Consider the following 25,305-nt stretch of genomic DNA (forward strand, 5'->3'; position numbering starts at 1 on the left):
TAGAAAAAATAGATCAAAAATAAATCCTGTTAAAAAACTGGAGGGATAAAATGGACTTTGCAACGGTTCTTGCAATACTATCTGCCATTGGATTTTTGGTATTTTTTGCAATAGGAGGGCATATCCTTATGGGATATGAATTAATTAGAAAAATAAGTAAAAGTTATGAGAAGGGAGAAGATACAAAGAAATTTGAAGATAAGATCGTTAACAAGAGCTATCTTACAAACGTTTTAGAAAAAATAACAACCTTTACATTAACTTCAATGTTTTTATTTGAGATAGAAAAGCAGAGATACGTCTTAGATGTTGGCTATATGGTTTTGTTTCTTATTACTTTAACGCTATACTTGGTTCCAAACTTAACCTTGCTTGTGTGGTCTACATTTTTCGGAGCAACGGTATTTATGATTATATTGTGGATATTTAGATTTTTAGCTTTAAAATCATTTAAAAAGGCATTTATTAACAATTTGTAATGAAACCAATTAGAATGAATAATACAATATATGGCCCATAATTATATGAAAAAGAGATACGAAAACACAAAAAATTATTCAAAAATTATTTATATGCCTCATACATCAGATATATAGACCAAAGATAAAATAAAAAAAGATAAAAGGTGATACCGTGTTTTTGAAAAAGAGGCATTTGGAAATTTTAAAAAAGATGAAAGAGACAGAAATGCAGAACGAAATTGAGAAATCATATCCAGAAGAGTTTAAAACAAGAGCATTAGAGTTGTTTATTTTAGGGTTTGTAGAGTTAGAAGGCAATTCAATAAAATTCACAGAAGCAGGGAAAAAGCTGATCAATATCATAGATGAATTAGATCTTGAAAAAATACCTGAGGTCTTTGTAGATTCTGAGATAATAAAAATTATGGAATTGTTAGATGAAACTGGGAAGATTCCTGATGAATGGATGGAATTATTAAAGGAAAGATTTTTAGCAGATGAGAACGGGTTAACATCTCTTGGTAAAAATATATTAAGCATATATAAAGAAACACATCCTGTTGTTTATCTAACTCCTGAAATATTGGCTTTCATAAGAGACATGCCGAAGATCGGATTGTATGATGAGTTAATTACCTACAAAAATACCAAACCATATGGGGAAAATATAGTAAATGCCCTTCAAGCCATGAGGTTGTTATTAATTTCTCCAAAAACAGAAAGTAAGGCATTTTCAACCACTAAGGCAGTATCTCATGTCTTAAAAATAAGTTCAATGGTTCCAAAAATAAGTAGGGCGTTAATATTAAGAAAAGAGGACTTTGAAATGCTGAAAAGAGGAGAAACTACCGAAGAAATGACAGAAAGCGGTTTTTATGAAGAGGGAAAGGTTAGTGAATTAGGAAAAGCCATGATTGATACTTATGAAGATATGGGTAAGATAGAGGATAAAACGCTACCTATATATGTATTAGAAGATGAAATAAAAGTTTTGAAGGCAATAGAAGACATTAAAGAGAAGTATGAGACGAATCCAGAGATCATTCCAACGTACGATGAGATAAAAAAGAGAGTTGATATTGAAGATCTTGGGGCAGTTTTACACACCTTGGAATCAAAAGAGCTTATAAAAAGAGAAGTAGTAAAAAATAAAGATACCTACTGGATGACTGAGTTCGGAGAGAAGGTTAAGGACTTGGGAGAGGTTTCAACAGATGGGATGAAGGCAATAACCTATCCAGAAAGCGGGGATGTTCCAATAGCTGAGTGGGTAGTTAGTGGTAAGAACGAAGGAACTGTAAAGAGAGGAATAACTGAAAAAGGTAAATATTTAATAAAGATGTCAAAAACAATTAAAAGAAAGCCATATTTAACAAAATATGACGTTTCTGCGCTGGTAAAGATTCCAAGGAAGGAGTATATACACAGGGACGAACTTGTAGGTTTAATTAAGGATCACGTTGGTGGAGAAGAAAAAGAGATAATTAAAGCACTTGGAGAGGCAGAATCAAAAGGATTTATTAAAGAACTCCAAAATAAAATGGTAAAATTAACAAAATTAGGAGAAGATGTAAAAGAATCCATAGAAATGGCAAAAGTTCAAGAATTACTGTCTACGAAGTTTGCTATAACACCAACAACATTCAATATTTTAAAAGCAATATATGATAATAGAGAAGAGTTCGATAAGGTCTGGAAAGAGAAGAGTGAAGGAAAAGAACATAAGGAGAATGAGATAATACTCCTTGCCAAACTTCTTCCGTTAACTCCTGAGGAGATAAAGAAAAACTTAGTTATACTTAAAAATGTTGGATTTATAGGTAAGAAGGGCCTTACTGATTCAGGAGTTAAATTAGTAGAGGCATATATAAGATTCCATAATGAGAATTAAGTTTAAATACCACTTCTAAATCATTTTTAAGTAGGGAATTTGATTTTATTTTTTAAACCCCTATTCATACTAAATCTATAAATAATAATAAAAAATAATATTCAAATGTAATATTTGGAAATATTATCATATTCAATATTGGCAATATAGTTAATAGAATGGGAGGTGATAATGTATGAATGTGTCATTCGATAGCATATATAACGAGATTATTGAAAATATGCATCATCTCGCATCAGAAGAGAAGGATTTTTCAAAATTGGCAAAATATAAGGATGTTATTAGTAAGACGATAGATGAAGTTGTAGAGGAAGTATTTAATGATATTTTTTCATATGAAAAAACAAAAGACATATTCGATGAAAGTAAAAGGAAAGAGATTGAAGAGGACTTCAAAAACTGGATAAAAGGTTTATTTGAAATATCAAATAATAGTCAATTGGAGGAATTTTATAAAGATACAGTGAAGAGAGGAATTAAGTATGTTGAAAAAGATTTCTTACCCGAGTATTTAACTGCAATAATTATAAAAATTGAGGATAGGTTGAAAAACAAATTAAAAGAGGAATTAAAAGAGGACTCTCAGGAGATAATAAATATTCTCGACGATCTGTTAAAGAGAGTAATCTTGCTTAATGTGGCATCATATATGAACTTTGAAAATAAGGTTTTGGATTACATAGGAATTAATCAAAATCTAAAAAGAAATGCAGTAAAACTTGGAATAAAAAAGATGGGGTTGTAATTACTTTTTATTATTTTTATTATATACTCACTTTTTTATTTATTTTTTCTTTTTCTTCTTTTTTACGAGATTTTCTAAATATTTGAGGTTTTCTTCAGTTCCAAAGGCATAGATTATATCCCCAGGTTTTAATATATATTCAGGATATGGGTTTATGCAGAACTCTTTTCCTCTTCTTATTCCCAAGATTGTAGCTCCTGTTTTTCCTCTTATGTCTGCATCTTTTAAACTTTTATAAGCCAGCTCAGAGTCGTTTTCTATTACAAATTTTTTTAACTCGATATCCTCTTCATATTCGTTCTTTGCTATCTTCATAAACGTGCTTAAAAAGTCCAATATTCCCGGCCTAACAGAAACCTCAGCCATTCTTAAACCGCCAATTAAGTAGGGAGAGACAATTCTATCTGCCCCAGCAATTTTTAATTTTTTTATCGCATCTTTTTCATCTGCCTTTGCAGTTATCAGTATGTTGGGATTTAACTCCCTTGCTGTAAGTGTTAAAAATACATTATCTGCGTCAGTTGGAAGTGTTGCTATAAGACCCTTTGCTTTTTCAATCTTTGCCTTTTTTAAAACCTCATCCTTTTTTGCATCTCCAACTACATATAAAAATTTATCAGGATATTTTTCATACTCCTCTTTAAGAACATCCTCGTTTGTATCGATTGCTACAAATGGAACATTTTCTTCTATAAATTTTTCCCCCACAACCCTTCCTAATCGTCCATAACCACAAATTATATAATGGTCTTTTATTGTTTTTATCTTGTTTTTCATCCTTTTCGACCTCACTAACTCTTCAAACTTACCCTCCACTATAAACTCTGTTATCAAACTAAAAAGATACATTACAATTCCAACACCAACGCATAGATATATTATTGTAAGCAACTTTCCTAAAAATGTTTTTGGAGTAAAGTCCCCATAGCCGGTGGTTGTTATTGTAACAACGCTAAAATATAGTGCTGTAAAATAACTAACACCTTCAATTACGCTTATTAGATAGGCGTAGGTTAGTATTAAAGTGATGGAAAGAACTGCAACCATTATAAGCTTTTTAGATGTTTCCATGCTCCCCCACATTAAAGCGTTTTTATCGTCCCTTAAAATTTGGATTTTCTATCTTTTCTTTCAAAGTTTTAACTTTTTCAGCATATTTTTTGTTAAATATGCTTGATATTCTTTCGATAGCATCTAATAAATTTAATAACTGCTCTAAATAGTAGTAAATATCTCCTGAATATGTCTGTATATTGAGATCTTCATGGAGTATTTTCGAAATCTGTCCTGGTGTTCTTCCCGCAGTTCTTAGATTTATTATCATCTCTAATATTTTTTCTTCGACTTCTACTCCTTCAAACTCCATAATTATAACTGTTAGATCCTCTTTCAATTTTTTGTCCTTTATTTTTTCCATACTCTCTTTTATAATCTCTAATGCATCAAAAAATCTTGAGGGAATGTTTATATTTAGTATTTTTGATAGTTTCGTTTTCAAATTGTTTGATAGATAAACGTTTTCAAAGGGCATGATCTCTGCTATTAACTTTATAATATTTTTATTTTCTATTATTCCTTTTTTAATCTTTTCTGCTATCTTAGGATATAGAAATGAAATCGCCACTGCTTTTCCATAACTTGTTAGTTTTACTTTATTACACTCTCTTTTATAGATCATTCCATACTTCTCCAAGTTTTTTAATATAGTTTGAAGTGAAAACGTTCTTCCAAGATAGGGCACTTTATCAATATCTTTAATATTATCAATTCCAGATGATACTGTTGCTAATATTTGTTCTTCTTCTTCATCTTCGCTGAATTCCACTAAAACATCCTCAGGAACTGCATTCAAGAGTTTAAATGCAATCTCATCTTCCGTGTTTTCCATTTTAGCATGATATTTTCTCCCTATTTCAACCAAGAGGTAAACCTTTCCAATCTCATGCATGCCTTTTCTTCCTGCCCTACCACACATCTGTTGAAACTCTGCAGGATTTAGCCAATCTGCACCCATCGCTAAACTCTCCAAGATAACGGTTGAAGCAGGAAAATCAACACCTGCTGAAAGTGCAGCGGTTGTAACTACGCACTGGATTTTCTGCTTTGCAAAGTCCTCCTCAACTTTTCTTCTTTTTAAATATTCCATTCCTCCATGATAGAACTCAGCTTTAATTCCTTTCGATCTTAATGCTCTTGCCAATCTTTCAGCTCTTTTTCTTGAATATGTAAAGATTAAGCACTGTCCTCGATACCCAAATTTCGAAATGTTCTGCCATTCTCTTCTAACAATGTCTTTTATAATGTTTATTTTAGAAAATTCGTTTTTACAGAAGATAATATGCCTTTCTAACGGAACTGGTCTTCCACTATATAGAACTAACCTTGAATTCAACTCCTTAGCTAAAAATTTCGGATTTCCGATAGTTGCCGATAGATAGATCTTTTGAGCATTTTTATGTAAAAATCGCAATCTTCCAATTAATCCGTCTAATCTTGCTCCTCTTTCTTCCAAGTTTAGAGAGTGGATCTCATCAATAACAACAGTCCCAACATCCTTCAACTTTCCAGTCCTTATTAGGTAATCTATCCCCTCATAGGTTCCAACTATAATATCTGCATCTATTGAAGTGTTTATATCTGGTTTTTTTCCTATTCTTCCTAATCCAACTCTTAAACTAACTTTAAAACCTAATTTTTCATATCTTTCTTTAAATTCGGCATACTTTTGATTTGCTAATGCGACTAATGGAACTAAGAAAATAAATTTTCCTTTACCCTCAATTAGATTTTTGATCCCTGCCAACTCTCCTATAAGGGTTTTCCCTGAGGATGTTGCAGAAACGACAAGTAGATCTCTGTTTTCGAGGAGACCTGCTTTAACAGATAGTGTTTGAACCGGTAGAAGTTCCTTAATTCCTCTGCTTTTTATTATATTTTTTAACTCTTCAGGGATGTTGAGATCATCGACTTTGTAGTTTTCAATGTTATCTTCTTCACTTCCCATAATTATATCGTATCTTGTTAATTCCGGATTATCAAGTGGGTTTTTAATCCTTAACAGCGAAAGGACTTTATCAACATCTTTAAATCTTTTTAAAAATTTTTTTATAAACTCATCATCGATTTTTACTTCCTGTTTTATTTCTTCAATACCGCACTCTAAGCAGATCGTTAGATTTCCATAACGGCATTTGTTATTTTTTGTTAACCTTTTGTATACGCTTTTCAATAAACAGAAAGGACATAGCTCAATATATTTGAATTTAAGGTTATTAGATTTTAAAACATCTTCTATATCTTTACTATCCTTTAATAAGAACAGATCCTCAGATCTTAGAAGATCTAATACCTTTGATGGTTGTATGAGTTTATCTCCTATCCTACATCGATATAATTTGTATTTATCTCCTATTTTCTTGTAGTTTGCATATATCTTTTGATTACTTTTTATAGGAATTCCTTCCTCAATCTCATCACTGATTTTAACAATTTCGATTTCATCCTTTTTCTTTTTTGGTTTTCTAAGTATTAGCACATCGATCACCGGATTTCAAATATTTTTATTAGATTTAATTTATTTTTCTTTTTTGATTTTTAATTTCTTTTAATTCCTTATTTGTGTTTACTCGCTTTTTTCAAGCGTTAAAATTAGATAAGCATAAATATATATAGTTTAAACGATATATAGAAGGTATTATATGTTAAAAAATGTAGAATCAGTGTGAGGGATACTATGAAGAAAGATATTGTTTATAAAGCCATATTAAAATTATCAAAATCTATAAAGTCAGATAAAGGTCAGATCTCTTTAGAATTTTCTTTATTGGCAATGGTTGTAATTGTATCAGCAATTATTGTATCATATTATTTAATAAAGAGTGCAATCTACACTAAGGACACAAATATGGAAGTTATCAACCAGAGCTCTAATGTTGCTGAAAGTGTATTAACTAATGTATCATAACACTCAAAAATTAAAAAAGTAATAAAACTATAAAAACAATTAGGTGCTAAAATATGCTGTTAATTGGGATAACAGGAATGCCCGGAGCGGGAAAGAGTTCTATATATGAGGTCGCTAAAAAATTTAACTTGCCCATAATCTCTATGGGGGATATTGTTAGATATGAAACAAAAAAGAGAGGTTTGGAGCTAACTCCTGAAAATGTAGGAGATACTGCAATAAAATTGAGAGAAAAATTTGGGAATGAGGCAGTTGCAGTCCCCTGTTTAAAATATATTGAAGAAAATTTAAAGGATGAAGATGTTGTTATAATCGAAGGAATAAGAAGTTTATATGAAGTTAACTATTTTAGAAAGCATAAACCCCTTGTTTTGATTGCCATACATTCTTCTCCTTTAACAAGATTCCAGCGACTTAAAAAAAGAGGAAGGGAGGATGATTCAGAAAGTTGGGATATTTTCGTCGAGAGGGACTTGAGAGAGTTAGGTTTTAGTATAGGGCATGCTATCGCCTTGGCTGATTTTGTGGTAGTAAATGAAGGGGAGTTTAACAACTGTTTAAATCAGTTAGAAAATATTTTAAATAGGATTTTAAATAATTTAGATGAATTTAAAAAGTATAATTTTATTTATCAGTTGAAGAAGTAGATTTATCAAAAAAAGATCTTGATATGTAGTATATTATTTTATTTCCTTCCTCTCTTGTTTCTACAATTCCAACGTTCTCCATCTTTTTTAAGTTGTATCTTACTGTCTCAACATTTAAGTTCAAATCTTTGGCGATCTTCCTAAGATGGGCAGGGTTTTTTAAAAGATAATTGAATATCTTTTTTTGTGTCTCATTTCTTAAATAGAGTTTGGGAAGATCTTTTATATCCATCTCTACTGGGAGGTATATTATTTTATTTCCTAATCTCTCGCTTTTTATTAAATTTGCTTTCTCCAATATCCTTAAATGCCAAGTTATCGTTGATGTTGGCTTATTCAGATTTTTAGAAATTTCTCTTAGATGAGACCCTGGGTTTTCTAAGATATAGTTGTAAATCTCCTGTCGTGTTTTGTTAGAAAGAACTTTCTCTTCATCAAAAATATTTACTCTCGCTAAAATTGCAACCTTTAAAGATGCTAAGAAGGATATAACATCTAAAAATTTCTTTTTTAGAGCTTCTTGGAACGTCATCAAAAGTGATATTGTGGCAATTAAAATGACTAATAGAAGATAGTAGAAAGGAACACCCGATCTTCTAATTATTATTAAATAAATTAAATTGGCTAAAACATCTTCATTCGGCTTACATCCGACGTATATTTTGTTATCCACTCTTATGATAGCTGGCTTTCCATCGTCATATACTGCAATAACCTCTCCTGTCTTTGGAAAAGAATAAAAAGCATAAACATTGGACTGTTTAATTTTCAATGGATCAACGACCCAAAAAATAGTAGCAGATCTATTTTCAACATTAGAACCGTTTATTGGCGAAAATATTATCGCTACTTTATTAGAGGGAGGGGTTATATCCTTATAAGTAATTATTATGTTGTAAGTTGAGTTGTTCAATTTAAATCCCAACTTTTTGATCATTGGAGCGATGGTATCATCTGCTTTTATATATGGAGGGATTAGATAATATTCCTGCCGTTCTCCAATGTAAAAATGGGGAGTGTCATTTTTATAGGTTAAATATATTTTTTCATTGCCATAAAGATATTGATCAATGGTATCTAAGCTAAGATCAATTCCATAACTGTGGATCATAAAGATCAAGGTAAAAACAACCAAGATCGACTTAACCACCCACATGTTCTCACTCAATCCACGACTACTGGGGGGAGGTGTATTAACAGATACAACCCAACTGATAAGAAAATCAACGATATAAACAATAAAAGTAAGCCGATAATCTCGTTAATCTCAAAAATACCAACAAATATAAAAACTGCCAACTCAGAAAGAACAATAGATGTAGAAACTAAAAATGATCCGATTATTATTCTCTTTCTTCTTGCCTTTCTAATCTTATCTAATTTCATTAAAAGGTCGTCATTTTCACTCATTATCATTCACCTCACTATAATAAGCTTCAAGACCCACTTTAACCGCGATCTCGCAAGCTTTTTTATTGCTTAGATATAGTTTTCCTCCATATTTAACTCCTATAACAATTGCCTTAGCAGAATTTAGTGGAATTTCATAGATCTCATGTAAATCTCTTGCGATTTCTTTTTCAGATTCAGAAAGTTGGACAATAGTGAGCCCTCCGGGGAGGATGTTTCCTAATTCACAACCTTCTGGAACATAAACAACGCCACATAAAAATTCAAGCTCATCAATGGAAAAAACTCCTTTATCTGCAATAAATGACCTCCTCCTGAATATAGGGGGGATCAACATCAAAGTTATAGATGTGGTTGTGATAGTAGCAACAGTTATAGCAGTTATTTTTGCTTTATCTTTTTTTATATTTTTTACAATTGCAGGATATTTCTTAAGATTGTGGGGAGGGGTTATTTCATTTGGATTTTCGGTTTTTTTATTTTCATTCTCTTTTTTTGGGACATTTTGATTATTTGAATTTTTTATTTCCTTATTTTTATTTTTATTATTTTCGATGATGTTATTGTTTTCCTCTTTATGGACTACAACTTCACTTTCTCCTCCATGATGTTGAGTATAGGGAATATTAAAACTTGCCTCTCCAACTTCTCCAATTCCTACAACATAAGCGTTTCCGACTTTAATTGCTGGCTTTATTTTTATTCTTTCTAAGACATCTCTCCACGCATAAAATTTTAAGTAAAAGGCAGGAACTGTCCCATTGTTTATAATAACAAAAGATTTTGAAATATTTTTTCCCGGTTCAAGAACAAACGAATAATTTCCAAAATTTATTTTTTTATTATCCAAAACAGCCCAATAACTTGCATTTATGTTTAAAGATACATTTTTTGTGTTTCTTATGGTGTAAACAGCAATCCACTCAACAGAACCATTATTTAACACTCTATTTGATTTTGTTATAGAAAATGGTATTGAAACAGAATATCGAAGTAATAACGTTGATGGAACTTCGAAACTGATATTGCTTTTTCCAAAATATAAAAAGTCGGAGTTCTGAATCTTAGAAAGCGTTATTATTTTATACGATCTTGCAGGAACTTCGACAGTGGAATTTTTTATGTTAAATCCGGAAGGGAAGGATATGTTAAATGAAATATTATAGGGATAGTTGTTAACGATCTTGTAGTATATAATATACTTATCAATACTTGCCCTATCTGCTGATATAATAATAGATATATTAAATTTTTCAGGAGGTAGGTTAAATGTGCAATTTTCAGCATAGGGGAGATAAAATGTCTGATTTCTATAAAAGATATAGAGGTTAAACATATCCGAATTTTCATAGTTAAAGGATAATTTAGATATGCTAATATTTTGAGATCCATTGGGATAAAAAACTACTCCTCTATACTCATAGATCTCTCCAAAATTTAAAGATAAGAGCAAAATACACAATACCAAAGACCCAATTAACACACTGATTTTCATCATAACATATCCACATTGTTAGGTTTTACTACTACTTAACGGATCTACACCAACATTCAACCCTTCAATAGTTGTTATATTCGTGTCAATAATTATAACCTTCGTGTCATTTGGATAGAGAATATTAAATTTAAACCAGTAAGTATTTCCATTACTTCCATTTTGATCAAAATCTCCAGATATATTTAAGATCCCAACGTCGTTCGGTTTGATCCAATACACATAAACGTCTTTTGTAGTATTTTGTGAATGAACTGTTATTACATACTTATCTGATAACATTGAAGTTGTTGCAGTTATATTGTAAAACGTTCTGATCAGCAAATAATCTCTTCCAAATTCTGACGTTCCAATTCCAGGCATTGTCGCAGTTGCAGTTAGTAAACAGTTGTTTCCAACACCCTTTCCAGAGACATTTATTGTTCCACTGAAAAATCCATTAGTATTGGCAATTAAACTTCCTAAATAGATCCACCCCTCTCCATAACTGTTATTCAAAACAACACCATTAGAGGAAATATTATTTCCAACTAAATTATCTCCACCGCTTGAATTCTTAACTAAATAAATCTCAACAACCGCGTTTGCAAAGTTTCCACTACCGGTTCCATTTCCAATATATCCACTTACCGTTAAACTATCTCCCAATAAATTCGCTGATGTTATGATAGGATAATCAATACCATAATTTGCTTCATTGTAGTTCAACACTCCATCATTTGGAGTTATATTATCATCATCTAAGTCAATTCCTAACAGAGAGTTGTTATAAATTGAATTTTTGGATATTATTATATTATAAGGAACAAAATCCCAGTTAGGGATAGTTATTCCTTTTTCATTGTTAAAGATCGTGTTGTTAATTATACTGATGTCTTTACTTGCTCCAACTGAGATACCATAAGCGGAATTATTTGCTATAATGTTCTTTGAGATAGTAAAGTTAAGGTTGATCCAACTCTCATTTAACCCATAAATCTCAATTCCTCCAACCTTTCCACCATAATTTTGATTTGGACAGATATTATTATCAACGATCTTGTTTTCCTCAATTAATATTGATCCATTGTCTTGATTATAACCTCCATATGCTCCAACGGTTATTCCCGCTGTTATACTCCCAGTAGGAACAGTTAATCCGTTATATTGGATAGTGTTATTTATAACACTTATATTTGTTCCAATCCAATCCCAAGCGTTCCAGCCATTTGCCTCCTGAATCAAAATTCCCTGAGCATTGCTGTATTGTATTGTGTTATTTACTATGGATAAATTCTCAACCCTTCCTCCAATGTATATTCCATTTCCACTATTATTTTGGATACCATTATTTGAAATGAAGTTGTTATTAACTAATATGTCTTTTAAGATTTTGCTCCAAAGCCCCTCTAACGATATTCCATTTCCTAAATTGTATGAAATATTATTTTGTGAGATTAAAATCCCTCTTGTATAGTTTCCACTTATTTTTATACCACTTCCAGCTGGATCTCCTCCAATCAAACCGTTGTTAATTATTGAGTTGTTTATAATGTTTATTGAATTTACTCCATAGATGAAGATACCATCTCTATAAGAAGAATTTATCAATGAATTGTATATGAATATATTTGAAGCATTTCCTAATGAGTTAATAAACAATCCATAACTTCCACTGTTTAAAATACTAACATTATAGAGTTTTAAATTATCTAAAAATCCACCAGATGGAATATCTATCCTTATACTGCTGTTTATCGAACTGTTTAGTACTGAATTCACTATAACAAGATCTGACAAATTGCCATAAGATAAAACTGAATAATTGTTATTCCACAGCATTGAGTTTTCAACACTTACGTTGTCTCCATTAAATACTGCAATTCCATCCACACTCGAATTAAATATCTTTGATCTGTTTATATTTACATTTGAAGAATTAACAATCTCAATTCCGTAGTTATTATATGAAATGCTGGATTTTTGGATTGATGAGATATTGTTTTCTTTTAAATAGATCCCTATACTATTTTTTGTGAGATTTGCATTAAATATTAAAGATGATGAATTTAACAGAGATAATCCTTCATATCTGTTTTTGAATATGAGAGAATTATTTATCAATAAACTTGAAATATTTGCATAAACCCCCACAGAGTTGTTTATTAGTGATGAATTAATTATTCCAAAGGTTGAGTTTTCAGCATAAATCCCTTCATAAATTGAGTTTTCAACTGTGGAATTCAACAACTTCATACCATTTCCATTCTTATATAGAACTAACCCCTGATCACATGAGGTTATTGTAGAATTATACACAGTTATATTTCCAAAACCACCTGCCCAGTTTGCCCAATAAACTCCAACTCCATTTTTTAAAGATATTTTTGAGGAAGAAATATTTGCCCAAATTTTATTTAGCATTAAAATTCCATAATCTCCAGAGGCGTTTATGGTTAAGTTATGTATCAATGATGGGAATGACTGCAAACTCCAATCATAATCAACTAACTTAATTCCTGCATTTAATATCCTTCCATAAATTCCACAATTCTTTACTGTTAAATTATTTAATCCCGTTTCATTCGCTAATATTCCAACACTTAAATTTTCAAATTCAATATTTCCAATGTATGTATTAGCCCCTAAATTGTCAATAATTGTATTTGGAGATATTTCCTCAAGGTTTAAGAGATCATCTCCACTCTCTACATATATTGGTTTTACATACTGTAAGTTTTTCGCTCCTCCAGTTCCTCCTGTGAATCCGAAGTATGTTATGTTTCCTATAATTTGTGTTATGTCTTTATTCCATGTTAGTGTTAGATTCCCATCGAAATACACTTGGAGTGTTTTTGTTGTTGCATTCCATACGATTTTTACTAAGTGTTCTCTTCCATCTTCGATATTGCCCAAATCGTATGGTAGGGGTGTTAAATAGGTTATGTTGTTGTAGGTGTGATTTACTTCTCCATTAACGTCTATTGCAGTGTGATCGGTTGTTGCTGGATCGTCAAAATCGTTATGCCACGTATCGAACTCAACAGCAACACTTGGAGAGATTCCTTCATAGCCCAAAGCTCCCCCACTTCCTCCCAATTCATTAGTTCCCAATGGCTGTAAGGTAAAGGTTATCCCATCCGCTCCATTTGGATTATCACCCAAATAAGCATAAAACTCAACAACAAAGTCATTTGATAGATTAATTGGTTTGTAATACCAGACACTTCCATGCTGATCATCAAGATCAGGAGTTAATACAAGTGTCAAATTGCTATTTGAGTTATTTATATATGCGTTTCCATTAGTTATCCACTGCAATCCAGACAATACAACAGATCCATTTTCTTGAGTAGAGCCATTTATAACTGTTAAATTATCCAATATTTTGTTTTCATTTGTGTAGATGAAATACCTCTCATCCTTTGCTTCAATACTTGGTATCTTGAAATAACTCTCATCCTCTCCAGAAATTGCATTTGCATTTTTTATAAATTGGGAAAAACTTCCCTGTCCAGTAGATTTTGTATTTGTTATTACATCAAAACTAAATCCAAAAGTTATGTTTTCTCCATGATAGGAGTTTAAATCAACCATACAATAATGCTCATAATCTCCATTATTCCAGTTATCATCTTTGTCAGGATCTCTTCCTCCAAACATCTCAACTACTCCATATGTTGGGGCAATTACATAGTTGTTTCCATTTTTCACATATATTGGTTTTACATACTGTAAGTTTTTCGCTCCTCCAGTTCCTCCTGTGAATCCGAAGTATGTTATGTTTCCTATAATTTGTGTTATGTCTTTATTCCATGTTAGTGTTAGATTCCCATCGAAATACACTTGGAGTGTTTTTGTTGTTGCATTCCATACGATTTTTACTAAGTGTTCTCTTCCATCTTCGATATTGCCCAAATCGTATGGTAGGGGTGTTAAATAGGTTATGTTGTTGTAGGTGTGATTTACTTCTCCATTAACGTCTATTGCAGTGTGATCGGTTGTTGCTGGATCGTCAAAATCGTTATGCCACGTATCGAACTCAACAGCAACACTTGGAGAGATTCCTTCATAGCCCAAAGCTCCCCCACTTCCTCCCAATTCATTAGTTCCCAATGGCTGTAAGGTAAAGGTTATCCCATCCGCTCCATTTGGATTATCACCCAAATAAGCATAAAACTCAACAACAAAGTCATTTGATAGATTAATTGGTTTGTAATACCAGACACTTCCCGCTTCGCTATAATCATCTGTTGTCAGTAGAAGTTTATCTGGGAATATTGAAGCGTTTCCGTTGGCAATCCATTGAGAGGAGTTTATTGGGCTATATTCTGTTTGATACGTTTCCTCAGCCCAAATATCGTTTTTAGTATATCCAGGATTTAACGGTCTTGTAGTCCCCACAGTTTTTGAATTTACCACTACAAAGTAGGTTTTTGAAGTGTTATAAACTAAGAAGGAATATCTTCCAAACACATCTGTTGTTGTTGAATTTATTATTTTATCTCCAATATCTGGAATACCATCATTGTTGCTGTCTTCAAGTAGGGATACATTGACATCATATATTCCTTTATCCTCGCTATCTTCTTTCCCAAGAGTTCCAAAGTCCTCTTTTACATAGCCCTGAATCTCATATCCGCAGTATACTGTGTAATTTTTTTGTGAAATTACGCCATTGGATTCGATTCCTGTTATTGTAATGAGGTATTTTCCTGACTCTGGAAGTGTGAATGAGTAATTATATAGTTTCCAAAGTGATGGGGAGTTGTTATCTATCTCTTGCAATAGCATTGATGAATTTATATATAAGCTACCATTTGGATAATATATGCTTATATTTGCCCCTTTTATATCATAGGAGCCAATAGGATCTGTGATATTTGCAAATATCGTTGCATTTTCATTTGGAAGATAAACGCTCTTATCTGAAAATATATTATGGACTTTGACATAAGTTGTTGTATTTAGCGTTATGTTAGATGGATATGTTATATTATGGTAGATGTTTATCGAGTCGAGAGATATTTGGTTCTCTATTCTTAAAACTAAATAGTAGTTTTTAGGTATTGTAATTATTGAATCTAAGGTTATGTTGAAGGTGTATGGAGTTATTGCATTACTTAACTGCAAATCTTCGGTATCACTTCCCAATGTAAATGAATTAACCCCATCTGTGGCTATTAATGAGACAACAATTCTATGTGTCTCAGTTCCAGATGTAATATCTGGATCGTTCATATAAAGTGAAATTGGGATTTGTCCTAAAACTGTAAAATCATCTGCAAATCTTGGGGATTGTACCCAAGAAGCCAAGGAATTGCTATTAATTGTGGTATAGTTGTTAAGAGTTGTAGGTATTGAGGTGTTTAGTGTTTTTAAAGTATCTCCATGCAGATAAAAGGTTTTTTGAACTGATGGAGGATATGGAGTTGATGTTTTGAATGTTGCCTCTCCGAATATTGAGGGATTATTTGTATTTACAAATTTTAAAGTGGTTGTATCAATCTCTCCTAATGGGGCTGTTGAAGGAATCGTCTTTGAGACGGTTAAGTTTATCTCACCAGTTGGCACATAAATATCTGGAAGATCGTTTGCATTTGTATCATAGTTTGGATTTATATAATCCCAAATTCCATCTCCATTGGTATCTTCAGCTATTAAAATGGAGTTGTTATATATCTTTGTCATCCATCCCTTTGTTGAGTTGGTTATGTTAATATCAAACCTTCCCCCATTTCCAAAGTTATATAAGGTTATGTTGTAAAATATCTCTTCTCCAGCATTTCCTGTTTTTTCCTGATATTTTGGCTGGATTGAGAATGATGTTATATAGATTATAATGCTTTTTTCATCGTTTGATGTATTTTGATCCTTTGGAAGATTTGTCTTTACTGTTATGTTGTATGCCCCATAAGGCATATTTGAAATGTTTATTGGAAATACAACATCTTTCTCTTCATTATAAGGAACTGAGAGATTTATTAACGTTGAGTTTGTATATTTATAGGTTCCATTAATTTGAGTTATGTTGATGGATACATTTAGGTTGTATGCATCTACCAAACCATACAAAGCAATTGTTGAATTTACATATATAATTTGAGTGATATTTGGATTAAAACTATCTCCATTATTTGGACTATTGATACTTTTAACTCCAGCATCGTATAACTGACTTAACCCCATGTTTATTTCATTCATCATGTCTGTGTAGTTATAACCCAATCCCCAAATTATTGGCACTACCCAAATATCATCCTGTTTTATATTAGATGTTCTCCATTCTAAAGCAGTTGCGGCATCTCCTGAGTAGTTTGATAAGTTGTTTAAACTACTTCTGTAAATATCTCCCCACATTCCAGAGGTTATGATACTACCACTTCCTGTTAATCTATCTGTAAAGTAATTAACATCATGGGCAGAACTGTTTAAAATGGACTTAAATCCTCCATATCTTATATTGGTGGTTGTGATCGATGAGTTATCGTGTCCATACACTATGTCATCAGTTTGATTATAGTAACATTCATCATCTGAATAATTTCCATTGAAATTCCAATCACATCCCTGAAAAAATCTTACATTTGAGATATTTCCAGCAACTGGTTTTATATAATAGATTGTAGCAAACCATTTATTATTTCCTCTAATGATTATTTTTTGAGTTATATTTACTTCTCCCCCTTCAGTTTTCATTTTTGTTAATATTGCACTTTCCAAAACACCATCTGGGACCGTATTTAAATAGATGTAGGTTGAATTTATCTGAGTTATGTTTCCATCAGCTCCAAGAGTTGAATATGTTGGTGCATAATTATTTTTTCCTTTATAATAGAAATATTCATTTCCATATTGATAACTAACTCCATTTAAAGTAAAGTTTATAGCAAACTTTGTTCCAGCATCAATATCTATATTATTTCCAAAACCGTTATCTTCTGTCCTCCCCAAATGATCGTTACTTGCGTTATCTGTTCCGTTGTATGGAAATTCAATTGCTGAGATCTGTCCTCCACCTGCATAGGGACCATTATAGGCCACTTCAACAGCAATTGAGTTATTTGGGGCTGGAGGGATCAATGATATATCATATCCATAAATGGGGTCGTCATAGAAGTATAGTGTGTTATTTTCAATATACCATCTTACTTCTCCAATAACCTCTCCTGTTAGTCGATTTATTGAAATATTATTATTTATTACTCTTCCGTCATCCCCAATAATTTCTTTAACCCTGTATCCTTTTGGAATCTTACAACTGAATCTATACCAAACTCCATCTATTTTATTATTAACCTCAACTCTAATCTTGTTGTTGCTTATTTTTTTCACTATCTCTGTCGTATTTAAAATATTTTCAGAGAGGTTGTATTTTTTTAAAGTTTTTTCATCTGCTTTAAGTTTAATTTCTACAACACTAAAATTATGCAGACCCATTATTTTTGAGATTTTATATTTCTTTTTATTTTTATATTTTCTCAGTAGTTTTTTTATCTCCTTCTCATTGCCTTCAAGTTTTATAATTATCTCTTTATTCACTGGATCGTAAGCGATTAACTTTCTGATCTCTTCCGTATTTTTGAGTTTAACTTTTATCTTCTCTTTTGCATTTCCACAAACTAAAATTATTTTTTTAACTTTTTCTGGTTTTGAGATGTTTAATTTTGCTATTAAGTAGTTCAATGGAATCTCAAAGGTTGCATTTATCAGAGAGATGTTTATTTCCTTTTTCTCTACAATGCAGGTTATAAACTTTGGCTCTTTAACATAATATGAAACATTCCCAACGATAACTCTATTGTCTATCACTTCTGCGTTGATCTTATAGTAATCCACTGCAAATTTTTTCTTAATTCCATCAATAACTGCGGTATAATTACCTAAAATTACATCTTTATTTAATTTTTTGTATAATATGTAATATTGTCCTTTTTTCTTGATTTTCAATGTTATTATATTGTTATTTGGGGTCATGATATATGCAGTGTTTGGCTTAAAGTTTGTTTTTATAACTATTTTTTCTGAGGGGAAGTAAATATCGTTCATAATAATGGTTTTATTTGTTTTATTTTCTTTTGTTGTGTAATTTAAAAAGATTGTTTTATTTAGAGTTTCGTTTTTGAATTTTGCATAAATAATGATAGTTTGATTTAAAATTATTGGATATGCAATATATTCTTCTTTTTTTATCTTTTTTATCTTAACTTTAATATTGAGATTTAAGTATTTGGCGTAGGGTTTTCCATTCGTTTTAATGATTAGTTTAAAATCGTTGAATGATATGTTTAGATAATGTTTTTTAGCATTATTATGCTTTGATAATGTTTTATTTCTGTTTTTACTTATATTTAGGGATGTGTTTGAGGAATAGTTTAAAATTATTGTTTTGTTTAACGTTTTATTTTCAAATTTTGCATATATGCTTATCGGAACATTTAGGGGGATGGGGGAGAGGATGTATGTGTCATTCTTAATTTTTATAGGTGCTAATTTGGAATTATTTGCAAAGGCATATACCTTTCCATTACTTTTTATAAAAACTTTATATCCTTTAATAGACACATTTAAATATACAGATTCAGAATGATTTTTGGATTTAGATGAGTTTTCTAAGTTAGAAGAGTTTATAATGGAAGTATTGCTTATATTTACTCCAATTGCAACGTTTGAAAACAATAAAATAACCAAAGTAAATACTGCAAACTTTTTAAAAATGCTCGTCATAGTATCCCACGCAAAAACTTTTAACAATTGAAGATATTACTATCAAAAAGTAAAGTAATATAAAGTAGTATATAAAATTTATAGAACAAATTTTGGACAACTATTTCCGTCATTCTTTGGTGTTATATTTATCGTCCCTATTTTTTCGTCTTAATTCTGTATATACGAATATTAATATGACGATACACAGGAGTGTTAACCAGAATACCATATATCCATGAACTGGGAGTTTTGGTAAAGGTAGTGGGGAAAACTCAGCATTTATAATTAATAGAGTATTTTTTGGAATTTGAAAGTCATTCCCATCTGGATTTTGATACGTTAAATGATAGGGGGAGATGAACTCAATATGAAAGTGTCTTATGGTGAGATCTCCACCTACAGGAATCGATACGGTTTTAAATAGGATTCCATCGTCAACAATATCAGCATCGTATTCAATTATTAAGGTTATATTTTTACCTCCTTCAATAGGATCCCAAATCTGATAAGTTATAACAGAATAGTTTTCCTTATAAGAGACATTTATATCAAGTGGATATTTTTTTCCATTTAATATATAATATCCCTTTAAATTTTCAATTTTTATTGGCTTTTTTTCTTTTGTAAATGGAATCGGGATAAAAAATATTCTTTTTGATTCTTCTTTTTGTAATCTCAATTCTGCAAATCCTGGGATTAAAGGATACTTCACAAGGTTTTTTATTGTAATAACCTCAGTAATGTGGGCAGGATTTTTTGTTAGGTCAACTGTCATATTGTAATTTGAAATTTCTTCAACATCTGCAAAGATTGGGCTTATTAGAGAAAAAAATATAAGAAAAATTGCAATTTTTTTCATCATATCCCCCTAATGGTTTTTTATCACTAACGTTGGTGTCGTTTTTGATCGTAGGATGTTTTATTTTGATCATTTAAATTGGTTTGTCTATAATGCTTTAATTAGTTTTGATTTAATAATTTAATAATATAATTTAAGTTAATCTTCTTATTATTAGTGTTAGTGTTGTTAGTAGGGTTGTTAGTGCGAGTAGTGGTTCTGTGTTGTTGTTTATGTCTCCTGTGACTGTTGTAATTTTTGGGGAGGTTGTTGGTAGGAGTGAGTTTGTAGGGTCGATTCCTACGATGAATGCGTCGCTTGGGTAGAATTCTCCGGTTCCGTTTAGTTTGTAGTGTATTACTACTGTTTGGTTGTTTTGTATTTCGTTCCAGTCAGTGTAGCTTCCATCTCCGTCAGCGCCTGGGTATATGGATTTTAAAGCCCACCACATGCTTAAATTGTATCTTGGATTTGACGTTAAAACTTTGGATCCATTAGCAATCAACATGGTTGATCGATTAACCCACTCATCCGAGACAGTAAAGTTCTTTGGAATCAAATCATAAACATACACATAATTCGGCGTCTTCTCACTACCAATATTCTCCACCACAATATACACATCATAACTTCCATCAGCATTCGGAACAATATGCTTAGTCACCTTAACCAAATAACTACCTACTACGTAGATTTCTTCTACAATAATATAAGAACTACCCATTTGAGAAGTTTCTTGGGTTATCGAGTATCCGTCTTTTGTTATTGAAAATGAGAAATTAGCCCAAACAATTGGAACACCGTTAAATGTGAAGTTGAATGTTGGGGAGTTCCAAACATCTCCTGCTGAGATAATCACATTAGGTTGTAGGGAATAGTTGCTTCCATTTATTAATATCGATGTGTTGAATGGATCATAACATAGATCATAGGCAGATTTGTTAACTGCCCAAATTTTGAAACCTGTTATATTAAAGGAATACGATTTTGCAGTATTTTTAAATGAGGCGTTTTCAGTCCATACGTTGATCTCTCCAGTAATTCCGTGAGACGTTGAAATCATACAATTACCTGATGCATAAACCCCTTCTATTGAAGTGTTTGTATGAGTTCCATTATAATTAAAAATTATTTTTGCAAATCCAAAATCTACTTTTGTTGTGCTTCTGTTGGCATAAGTAAAGTTTCCAGAGATATTGAATATCAAATTTGCAGAGCTTTTGCTCCAATTTAAACTTATGTTGCTCCAATTTAGAGCGGTTGGAATTGAAGTGTTATAATCTTTTTTGAAGTAGTCACCATCAAAGGTGTAAACACTCCCCACACTTGGTTTTGTGGATGTTATTTTAAGATAACTCCAATTTTTATTCCCATAAAAGTTAAAGTTTTTTGAATCAACTTCTAAATCATCAACGTAGTAGATATACCCTCCATGAACAACTACTCTATCAAATTTGTTATAGGTTGTATCAACTGTCGAGACAGTAGCAGCTAATGTGCCGTTTTGGTAGTATGTTGAAAACGTTATCGTTCCGTTTGAATATATCTTTAATTCAAAGTAATACCACTGATCTTCTGGAGGATTCCAAAGGACTTCTTGACTTATTTCAGTAGGGTTTCCATTGGTTCTTCTGTCAATTGATATATAGTTTGAATAGTGGTTAACTTCAAAGGAATAACCATTAAAATTACTATCTTCTAAACCAATTCTATCTATTGGTCCTCCACCCCAATTGCTTGGTCTATAAATCCACCCTTTAACAATAACATCTCTCCCAATAACAGCAGGAAGCTTTTTATATCCTCCATTAGGGTCGTAATTTAAATATTTCTCTAATGAATAGTTTCCAGAATGGGAAACAGTAGATGACTGTTTAACTGCCCCTTTGGAATAGTTCATCCAACCTGTCCAATTTTCAAAGTTATCATAAAACTGTCCATTGCTTAAATACTTTACAATATTGATATTAACGTTTGTTCCGTTCGGAATGATATTTTTGTTCAAGTAAACAGTCAAATTTACACTCCAATTTGATAATCTATTTGCGGGAATCTTGTTTTGATATGTTTCATTTATTAGAACTGGAATAACATCAGAAGCAGATATATCATATGCTAACTCTACATAACTGTTGTTTGGAAGAACTGGAATAAACACATAGGTGTTTGCTTGTGGTAAGTTTGTATATGCAGGGGCTGAACTCTTGATAAAAACTCCTTTTGGAGTTCCGTTGTAAATAACTCTTAAACCACTTGCATTATTTGTTAAGTTAATAGCAATCCAGACATTGTTTAACGTATCCTCAATATATGGGGCAGTGTTTTTAATTATAAAATGCCCAGTTAAGCTTGGATTATAGTTAGTTTTTCCAGATCCGTCAACTGTGGCGTTTATATTATACTCTTCTAAATATTCAACTTTCAAAGGATGTAAATATTCAACTTCTAAATCATCAACATAGTAGATATACCCTCCATGAATAACTACTCTATCAAATTTGTTATAGGTTGTATCAACTGTCGAGACGGTAGCTTCCAGGGCACCGCTTGCATTGTAAACTTCTAATCTTAATGTTCCATTTGACAATACATAGAATTTGAAATAATACCACTGATTTTCAGGAGGATCCCAATTTGCAAGTGCTAAGGTAGAAACTGTTATTCCCCCAACTCTCTTTTCTATTGCAATTTTATTGTAATCGTGCTCAATCCTTATTGAATAACCATCAAAATTGCTGTCTTCGATTCCAATTCGGTCCCATCGTCCACCAGTGTAGGGATAAACTCTATAAATCCATCCGCTGACAACGATGTCTCTACCTACGGGGTTGGAGAGATTTTTATATCCACCACTTGGATCGTTGTTTGATGTGGAATTTCCATATTTTTCTAAGGAATAGTTTCCGGAGTGAGAAACAGTGGATGATTGTTCAACAATACCATACGAATAATTTGCCCAACCTGTCCAATTCTCAAAATTGTCATAAAATACTGTTATATTATCAGCAGAAACATTACTTATCATTAAGAGAAACATTATTAAAACTAAACATAAAGCAATACTCAAATTTACAGATTTAAAATTTACCTCTGCCATCTATGAATCACCTTCTATGAAGAAATATTATCAAAAACAAATATAAAGTGAGAATTTTGAAAAATAAAAAAATAAGAAATTACAAAGGACTCTCTAACTGTTTAGATTTAGTTGTTCATGGCCCTTCTTATTATTAGTGTTAGTGTTGTTAGTAGGGTTGTTAGTGCGAGTAGTGGTTCTGTGTTGTTGTTTATGTCTCCTGTGACTGTTGTGATTTTTGGGGAGGTTGTTGGTAGGAGTGAGTTTGTAGGGTCGATTCCTACGATGAATGCGTCGCTTGGGTAGAATTCTCCGGTTCCGTTTAGTTTGTAGTGTATTACTACTGTTTGGTTGTTTTGTATTTCGTTCCAGTCAGTGTAGCTTCCATCTCCGTCAGCGCCTGGGTATATGGATTTTAAAGCCCACCACATGCTTAAATTATATCTTGGATTTGACGTTAAAACTTTGGATCCATTAGCAATCAACATGGTTGATCGATTAACCCACTCATCCGAGACAGTAAAGTTCTTTGGAATCAAATCATAAACATACACATAATTCGGCGTCTTCTCACTACCAATATTCTCCACCACAATATACACATCATAACTTCCATCAGCATTCGGAACAATATGCTTAGTCACCTTAACCAAATAACTACCCACAACATAAATCTCCTCCACAATAATATAAGAACTACCCATTTGAGAAGTTTCTTGGACACTTCTATTTATTAAGGTTATGTTTTGATCTGCAACTTTGAAGATACCTCCTGCCCAGATAACTGGGACTCCATCAAATGTGAAGTTAAGTTTTGGGGACTGCCAACTTTCTCCTGGAGCTATAATCTGGTTTAAAGTGGTTGAGTAGTTATATATTGGACTAAGTGAGCTTGGATCTAATACTTGTATGTATTGAGTTCCGTTGTATGCTTTTATAGAGACGTTTGTTAAGTTGAAGTAGTATTCTGATGCAGTATTTGAAACATTTGCACTTGTTTGCCATATTTCATACTTACCGCTTGATGCGTTTAAGAATGGCCCTTCTTTGGTTGCACTTGCTCCGCAGTATCCGGTTGCATAAACTCCTTCAACTTTTGTTCCAGATCTTGTTCCATTAAATTCAAAGAAGATTACTGCAAAACCATATTTTTCTAATGTTGCGGTTCTATTTGCATAAGTGTTATTTCCAGTTATGTTAATTGAAATACTTGCGTTTTGAGTTGAGTTTAATATATTGCCTGTCCAAAGTAATGAATCGTTTGCATTTCCAGTAAAGTATGGGCCGTTATATGTTATAACGTTTCCTTGGTTTACTGTAAAGCCAGTTATGTTCAAAAGATTCCACGTATTGCTTCCGTAGTTGTTTGAGTCATTACTTAGATACTTTGCCATGCTAACTAAAACAGGCGTATTTGTTGAAGGTAGAGCTGAAATATTTCTACTTATATTTATATAAACAACCCAGTTAGACGGTTTTCTTGAAGGTATTTTATTTGTGCTGTATGCTTCGCTAACTATTATTGGAATTCCTGTTATTGATTTGTTTATGCTAAAATTGATTATTACATAACTGTTGTTTGGAAGAACTGGAATGTGTATGTAGGTGTTTGCTTGTGGTAAGTTTGTATATGTAGGAGCTGAACTCTCAATAAAGACAGGTTTTGGTGTGTTGTTTACTTGAACTGCTGGGGCGGTTGTGTTGTTAGAGATGTTAACTGCCACCCAAACATCTGAGAGTGTATCATTTATTGTTTTTCCAGTGTTGTTGATAATAATATATCCGGTTATTGAGTTTATTGTTGAATTTACAGTTCCATCTCCAAGAGTCTTTCCAGTTATGTTATATTTTTCATAGTATGATACATATAGGGGGCCGTTTTCTCCGTAAGCAGAAATTGCCCCGAGAAATAGAAACATAGATAAAATTGAAATTAATAGTATGCTTTTTTTCATATCTTCACCTCTAAGCTGGTTGTGTATTTGTGGGGGAGGGGTGGTCTTTACATTAGTTTATTATACGATTGATAATATATATAGATTATAGAACATTTTTTAGACATGGGTTTTTAAATTGGTTTAATAAAATAG

At 31.9% G+C, this 25,305-nt stretch carries 14 protein-coding genes; 5 read left to right on the forward strand and 9 right to left on the reverse strand.

Translation table 11 applies throughout. The features are described 5' to 3' along the window. The first annotated feature begins 50 nt into the window (after positions 1 to 50). The 3 genes from METVU_RS02045 (at position 51) to METVU_RS02055 (ending at position 3,097) form a co-directional block, all read left to right on the forward strand. On the forward strand, positions 51 to 479 hold the full coding sequence (locus METVU_RS02045; protein WP_012819818.1) for a hypothetical protein: 429 nt from the start codon (positions 51 to 53) through the stop codon (positions 477 to 479). Positions 480 to 633: 154 nt separating this feature from the next. Further along, positions 634 to 2,352: a DUF505 family protein gene (locus METVU_RS02050; protein WP_012819819.1), complete on the forward strand. Its 1,719-nt coding sequence runs from the start codon at positions 634 to 636 to the stop codon at positions 2,350 to 2,352. Between the two features lie 175 nt (positions 2,353 to 2,527). Further along, on the forward strand, positions 2,528 to 3,097 hold the full coding sequence (locus METVU_RS02055; protein ID WP_012819820.1) for a protoglobin domain-containing protein: 570 nt from the start codon (positions 2,528 to 2,530) through the stop codon (positions 3,095 to 3,097). Positions 3,098 to 3,136: 39 nt separating this feature from the next. Here METVU_RS02055 and METVU_RS02060 read toward each other — a convergent pair whose 3' ends face one another. Both METVU_RS02060 and METVU_RS02065 read right to left on the reverse strand, forming a co-directional pair. Then, positions 3,137 to 4,168: a potassium channel family protein gene (locus METVU_RS02060; protein ID WP_048196706.1), complete on the reverse strand. Its 1,032-nt coding sequence runs from the start codon at positions 4,166 to 4,168 to the stop codon at positions 3,137 to 3,139. Between the two features lie 22 nt (positions 4,169 to 4,190). Then, on the reverse strand, positions 4,191 to 6,632 hold the full coding sequence (locus METVU_RS02065) for a DUF5814 domain-containing protein (protein WP_048196709.1): 2,442 nt from the start codon (positions 6,630 to 6,632) through the stop codon (positions 4,191 to 4,193). Positions 6,633 to 6,830: 198 nt separating this feature from the next. Between METVU_RS02065 and METVU_RS02070 the strand changes: the two genes are divergently transcribed. Then, on the forward strand, positions 6,831 to 7,061 hold the full coding sequence (locus METVU_RS02070; RefSeq protein WP_012819823.1) for a class III signal peptide-containing protein: 231 nt from the start codon (positions 6,831 to 6,833) through the stop codon (positions 7,059 to 7,061). A gap of 53 nt (positions 7,062 to 7,114) precedes the next feature. Further along, on the forward strand, positions 7,115 to 7,708 hold the full coding sequence (locus METVU_RS02075; protein ID WP_012819824.1) for an AAA family ATPase: 594 nt from the start codon (positions 7,115 to 7,117) through the stop codon (positions 7,706 to 7,708). Here METVU_RS02075 and METVU_RS02080 read toward each other — a convergent pair. The 7 genes from METVU_RS02080 to METVU_RS02110 form a co-directional block, all read right to left on the reverse strand. Beyond that, positions 7,686 to 8,864 (reverse strand): winged helix-turn-helix transcriptional regulator, encoded by a 1,179-nt coding sequence (locus METVU_RS02080; RefSeq protein WP_012819825.1) that lies wholly within the window; start codon positions 8,862 to 8,864, stop codon positions 7,686 to 7,688. The genes METVU_RS02075 and METVU_RS02080 overlap by 23 nt on opposite strands. An 8-nt stretch (positions 8,865 to 8,872) precedes the next feature. Further along, entirely contained in the window at positions 8,873 to 9,118 is a 246-nt protein-coding gene (locus tag METVU_RS02085; RefSeq protein WP_012819826.1) for a hypothetical protein, read from the reverse strand. Further along, a complete protein-coding gene (locus METVU_RS02090) occupies positions 9,111 to 10,616 on the reverse strand; it encodes a hypothetical protein (RefSeq protein ID WP_012819827.1) in 1,506 nt (501 codons plus the stop codon). Before METVU_RS02090 ends, METVU_RS02085 begins: the two co-directional genes overlap by 8 nt. A 15-nt stretch (positions 10,617 to 10,631) precedes the next feature. Then, positions 10,632 to 19,319 carry a lectin-like domain-containing protein gene (locus tag METVU_RS02095; protein WP_012819828.1) on the reverse strand — a complete coding sequence of 2,896 codons (8,688 nt, stop codon included), beginning with the start codon at positions 19,317 to 19,319 and terminating at the stop codon, positions 10,632 to 10,634. Between the two features lie 109 nt (positions 19,320 to 19,428). Further along, positions 19,429 to 20,160 (reverse strand): hypothetical protein, encoded by a 732-nt coding sequence (locus tag METVU_RS02100; protein ID WP_012819829.1) that lies wholly within the window; start codon positions 20,158 to 20,160, stop codon positions 19,429 to 19,431. Between the two features lie 133 nt (positions 20,161 to 20,293). Beyond that, positions 20,294 to 23,236, reverse strand: a complete 2,943-nt coding sequence (locus METVU_RS02105) for a hypothetical protein (protein WP_012819830.1) — start codon at positions 23,234 to 23,236, stop codon at positions 20,294 to 20,296. 107 nt (positions 23,237 to 23,343) lie between these two features. Beyond that, a complete protein-coding gene (locus tag METVU_RS02110; RefSeq protein WP_015732510.1) occupies positions 23,344 to 25,170 on the reverse strand; it encodes a hypothetical protein in 1,827 nt (608 codons plus the stop codon). Between the last annotated feature and the right edge of the window lie 135 nt (positions 25,171 to 25,305).

It is taken from the genome of Methanocaldococcus vulcanius M7 (genome assembly GCF_000024625.1).
Lineage (GTDB): Archaea > AGJL01 > Methanococci > Methanococcales > Methanocaldococcaceae > Methanocaldococcus > Methanocaldococcus vulcanius.

What these genes read in the sequence shown, in the direction of transcription:
- METVU_RS02045 (WP_012819818.1), top strand. Translation starts at nt 51, where the DNA reads ATGGACTTTGCAACGGTTCTTGCAATACTATCTGCCATTGGATTTTTG.
- METVU_RS02055 (WP_012819820.1), top strand. Translation starts at nt 2,528, where the DNA reads ATGAATGTGTCATTCGATAGCATATATAACGAGATTATTGAAAATATG.
- METVU_RS02060 (WP_048196706.1), bottom strand. Translation starts at nt 4,168, where the DNA reads ATGGAAACATCTAAAAAGCTTATAATGGTTGCAGTTCTTTCCATCACT.
- METVU_RS02070 (WP_012819823.1), top strand. Translation starts at nt 6,831, where the DNA reads ATGAAGAAAGATATTGTTTATAAAGCCATATTAAAATTATCAAAATCT.
- METVU_RS02075 (WP_012819824.1), top strand. Translation starts at nt 7,115, where the DNA reads ATGCTGTTAATTGGGATAACAGGAATGCCCGGAGCGGGAAAGAGTTCT.
- METVU_RS02080 (WP_012819825.1), bottom strand. Translation starts at nt 8,864, where the DNA reads ATGTGGGTGGTTAAGTCGATCTTGGTTGTTTTTACCTTGATCTTTATG.
- METVU_RS02085 (WP_012819826.1), bottom strand. Translation starts at nt 9,118, where the DNA reads ATGAGTGAAAATGACGACCTTTTAATGAAATTAGATAAGATTAGAAAG.
- METVU_RS02090 (WP_012819827.1), bottom strand. Translation starts at nt 10,616, where the DNA reads ATGATGAAAATCAGTGTGTTAATTGGGTCTTTGGTATTGTGTATTTTG.
- METVU_RS02095 (WP_012819828.1), bottom strand. Translation starts at nt 19,319, where the DNA reads ATGACGAGCATTTTTAAAAAGTTTGCAGTATTTACTTTGGTTATTTTA.
- METVU_RS02100 (WP_012819829.1), bottom strand. Translation starts at nt 20,160, where the DNA reads ATGAAAAAAATTGCAATTTTTCTTATATTTTTTTCTCTAATAAGCCCA.
- METVU_RS02105 (WP_012819830.1), bottom strand. Translation starts at nt 23,236, where the DNA reads ATGGCAGAGGTAAATTTTAAATCTGTAAATTTGAGTATTGCTTTATGT.
- METVU_RS02110 (WP_015732510.1), bottom strand. Translation starts at nt 25,170, where the DNA reads ATGAAAAAAAGCATACTATTAATTTCAATTTTATCTATGTTTCTATTT.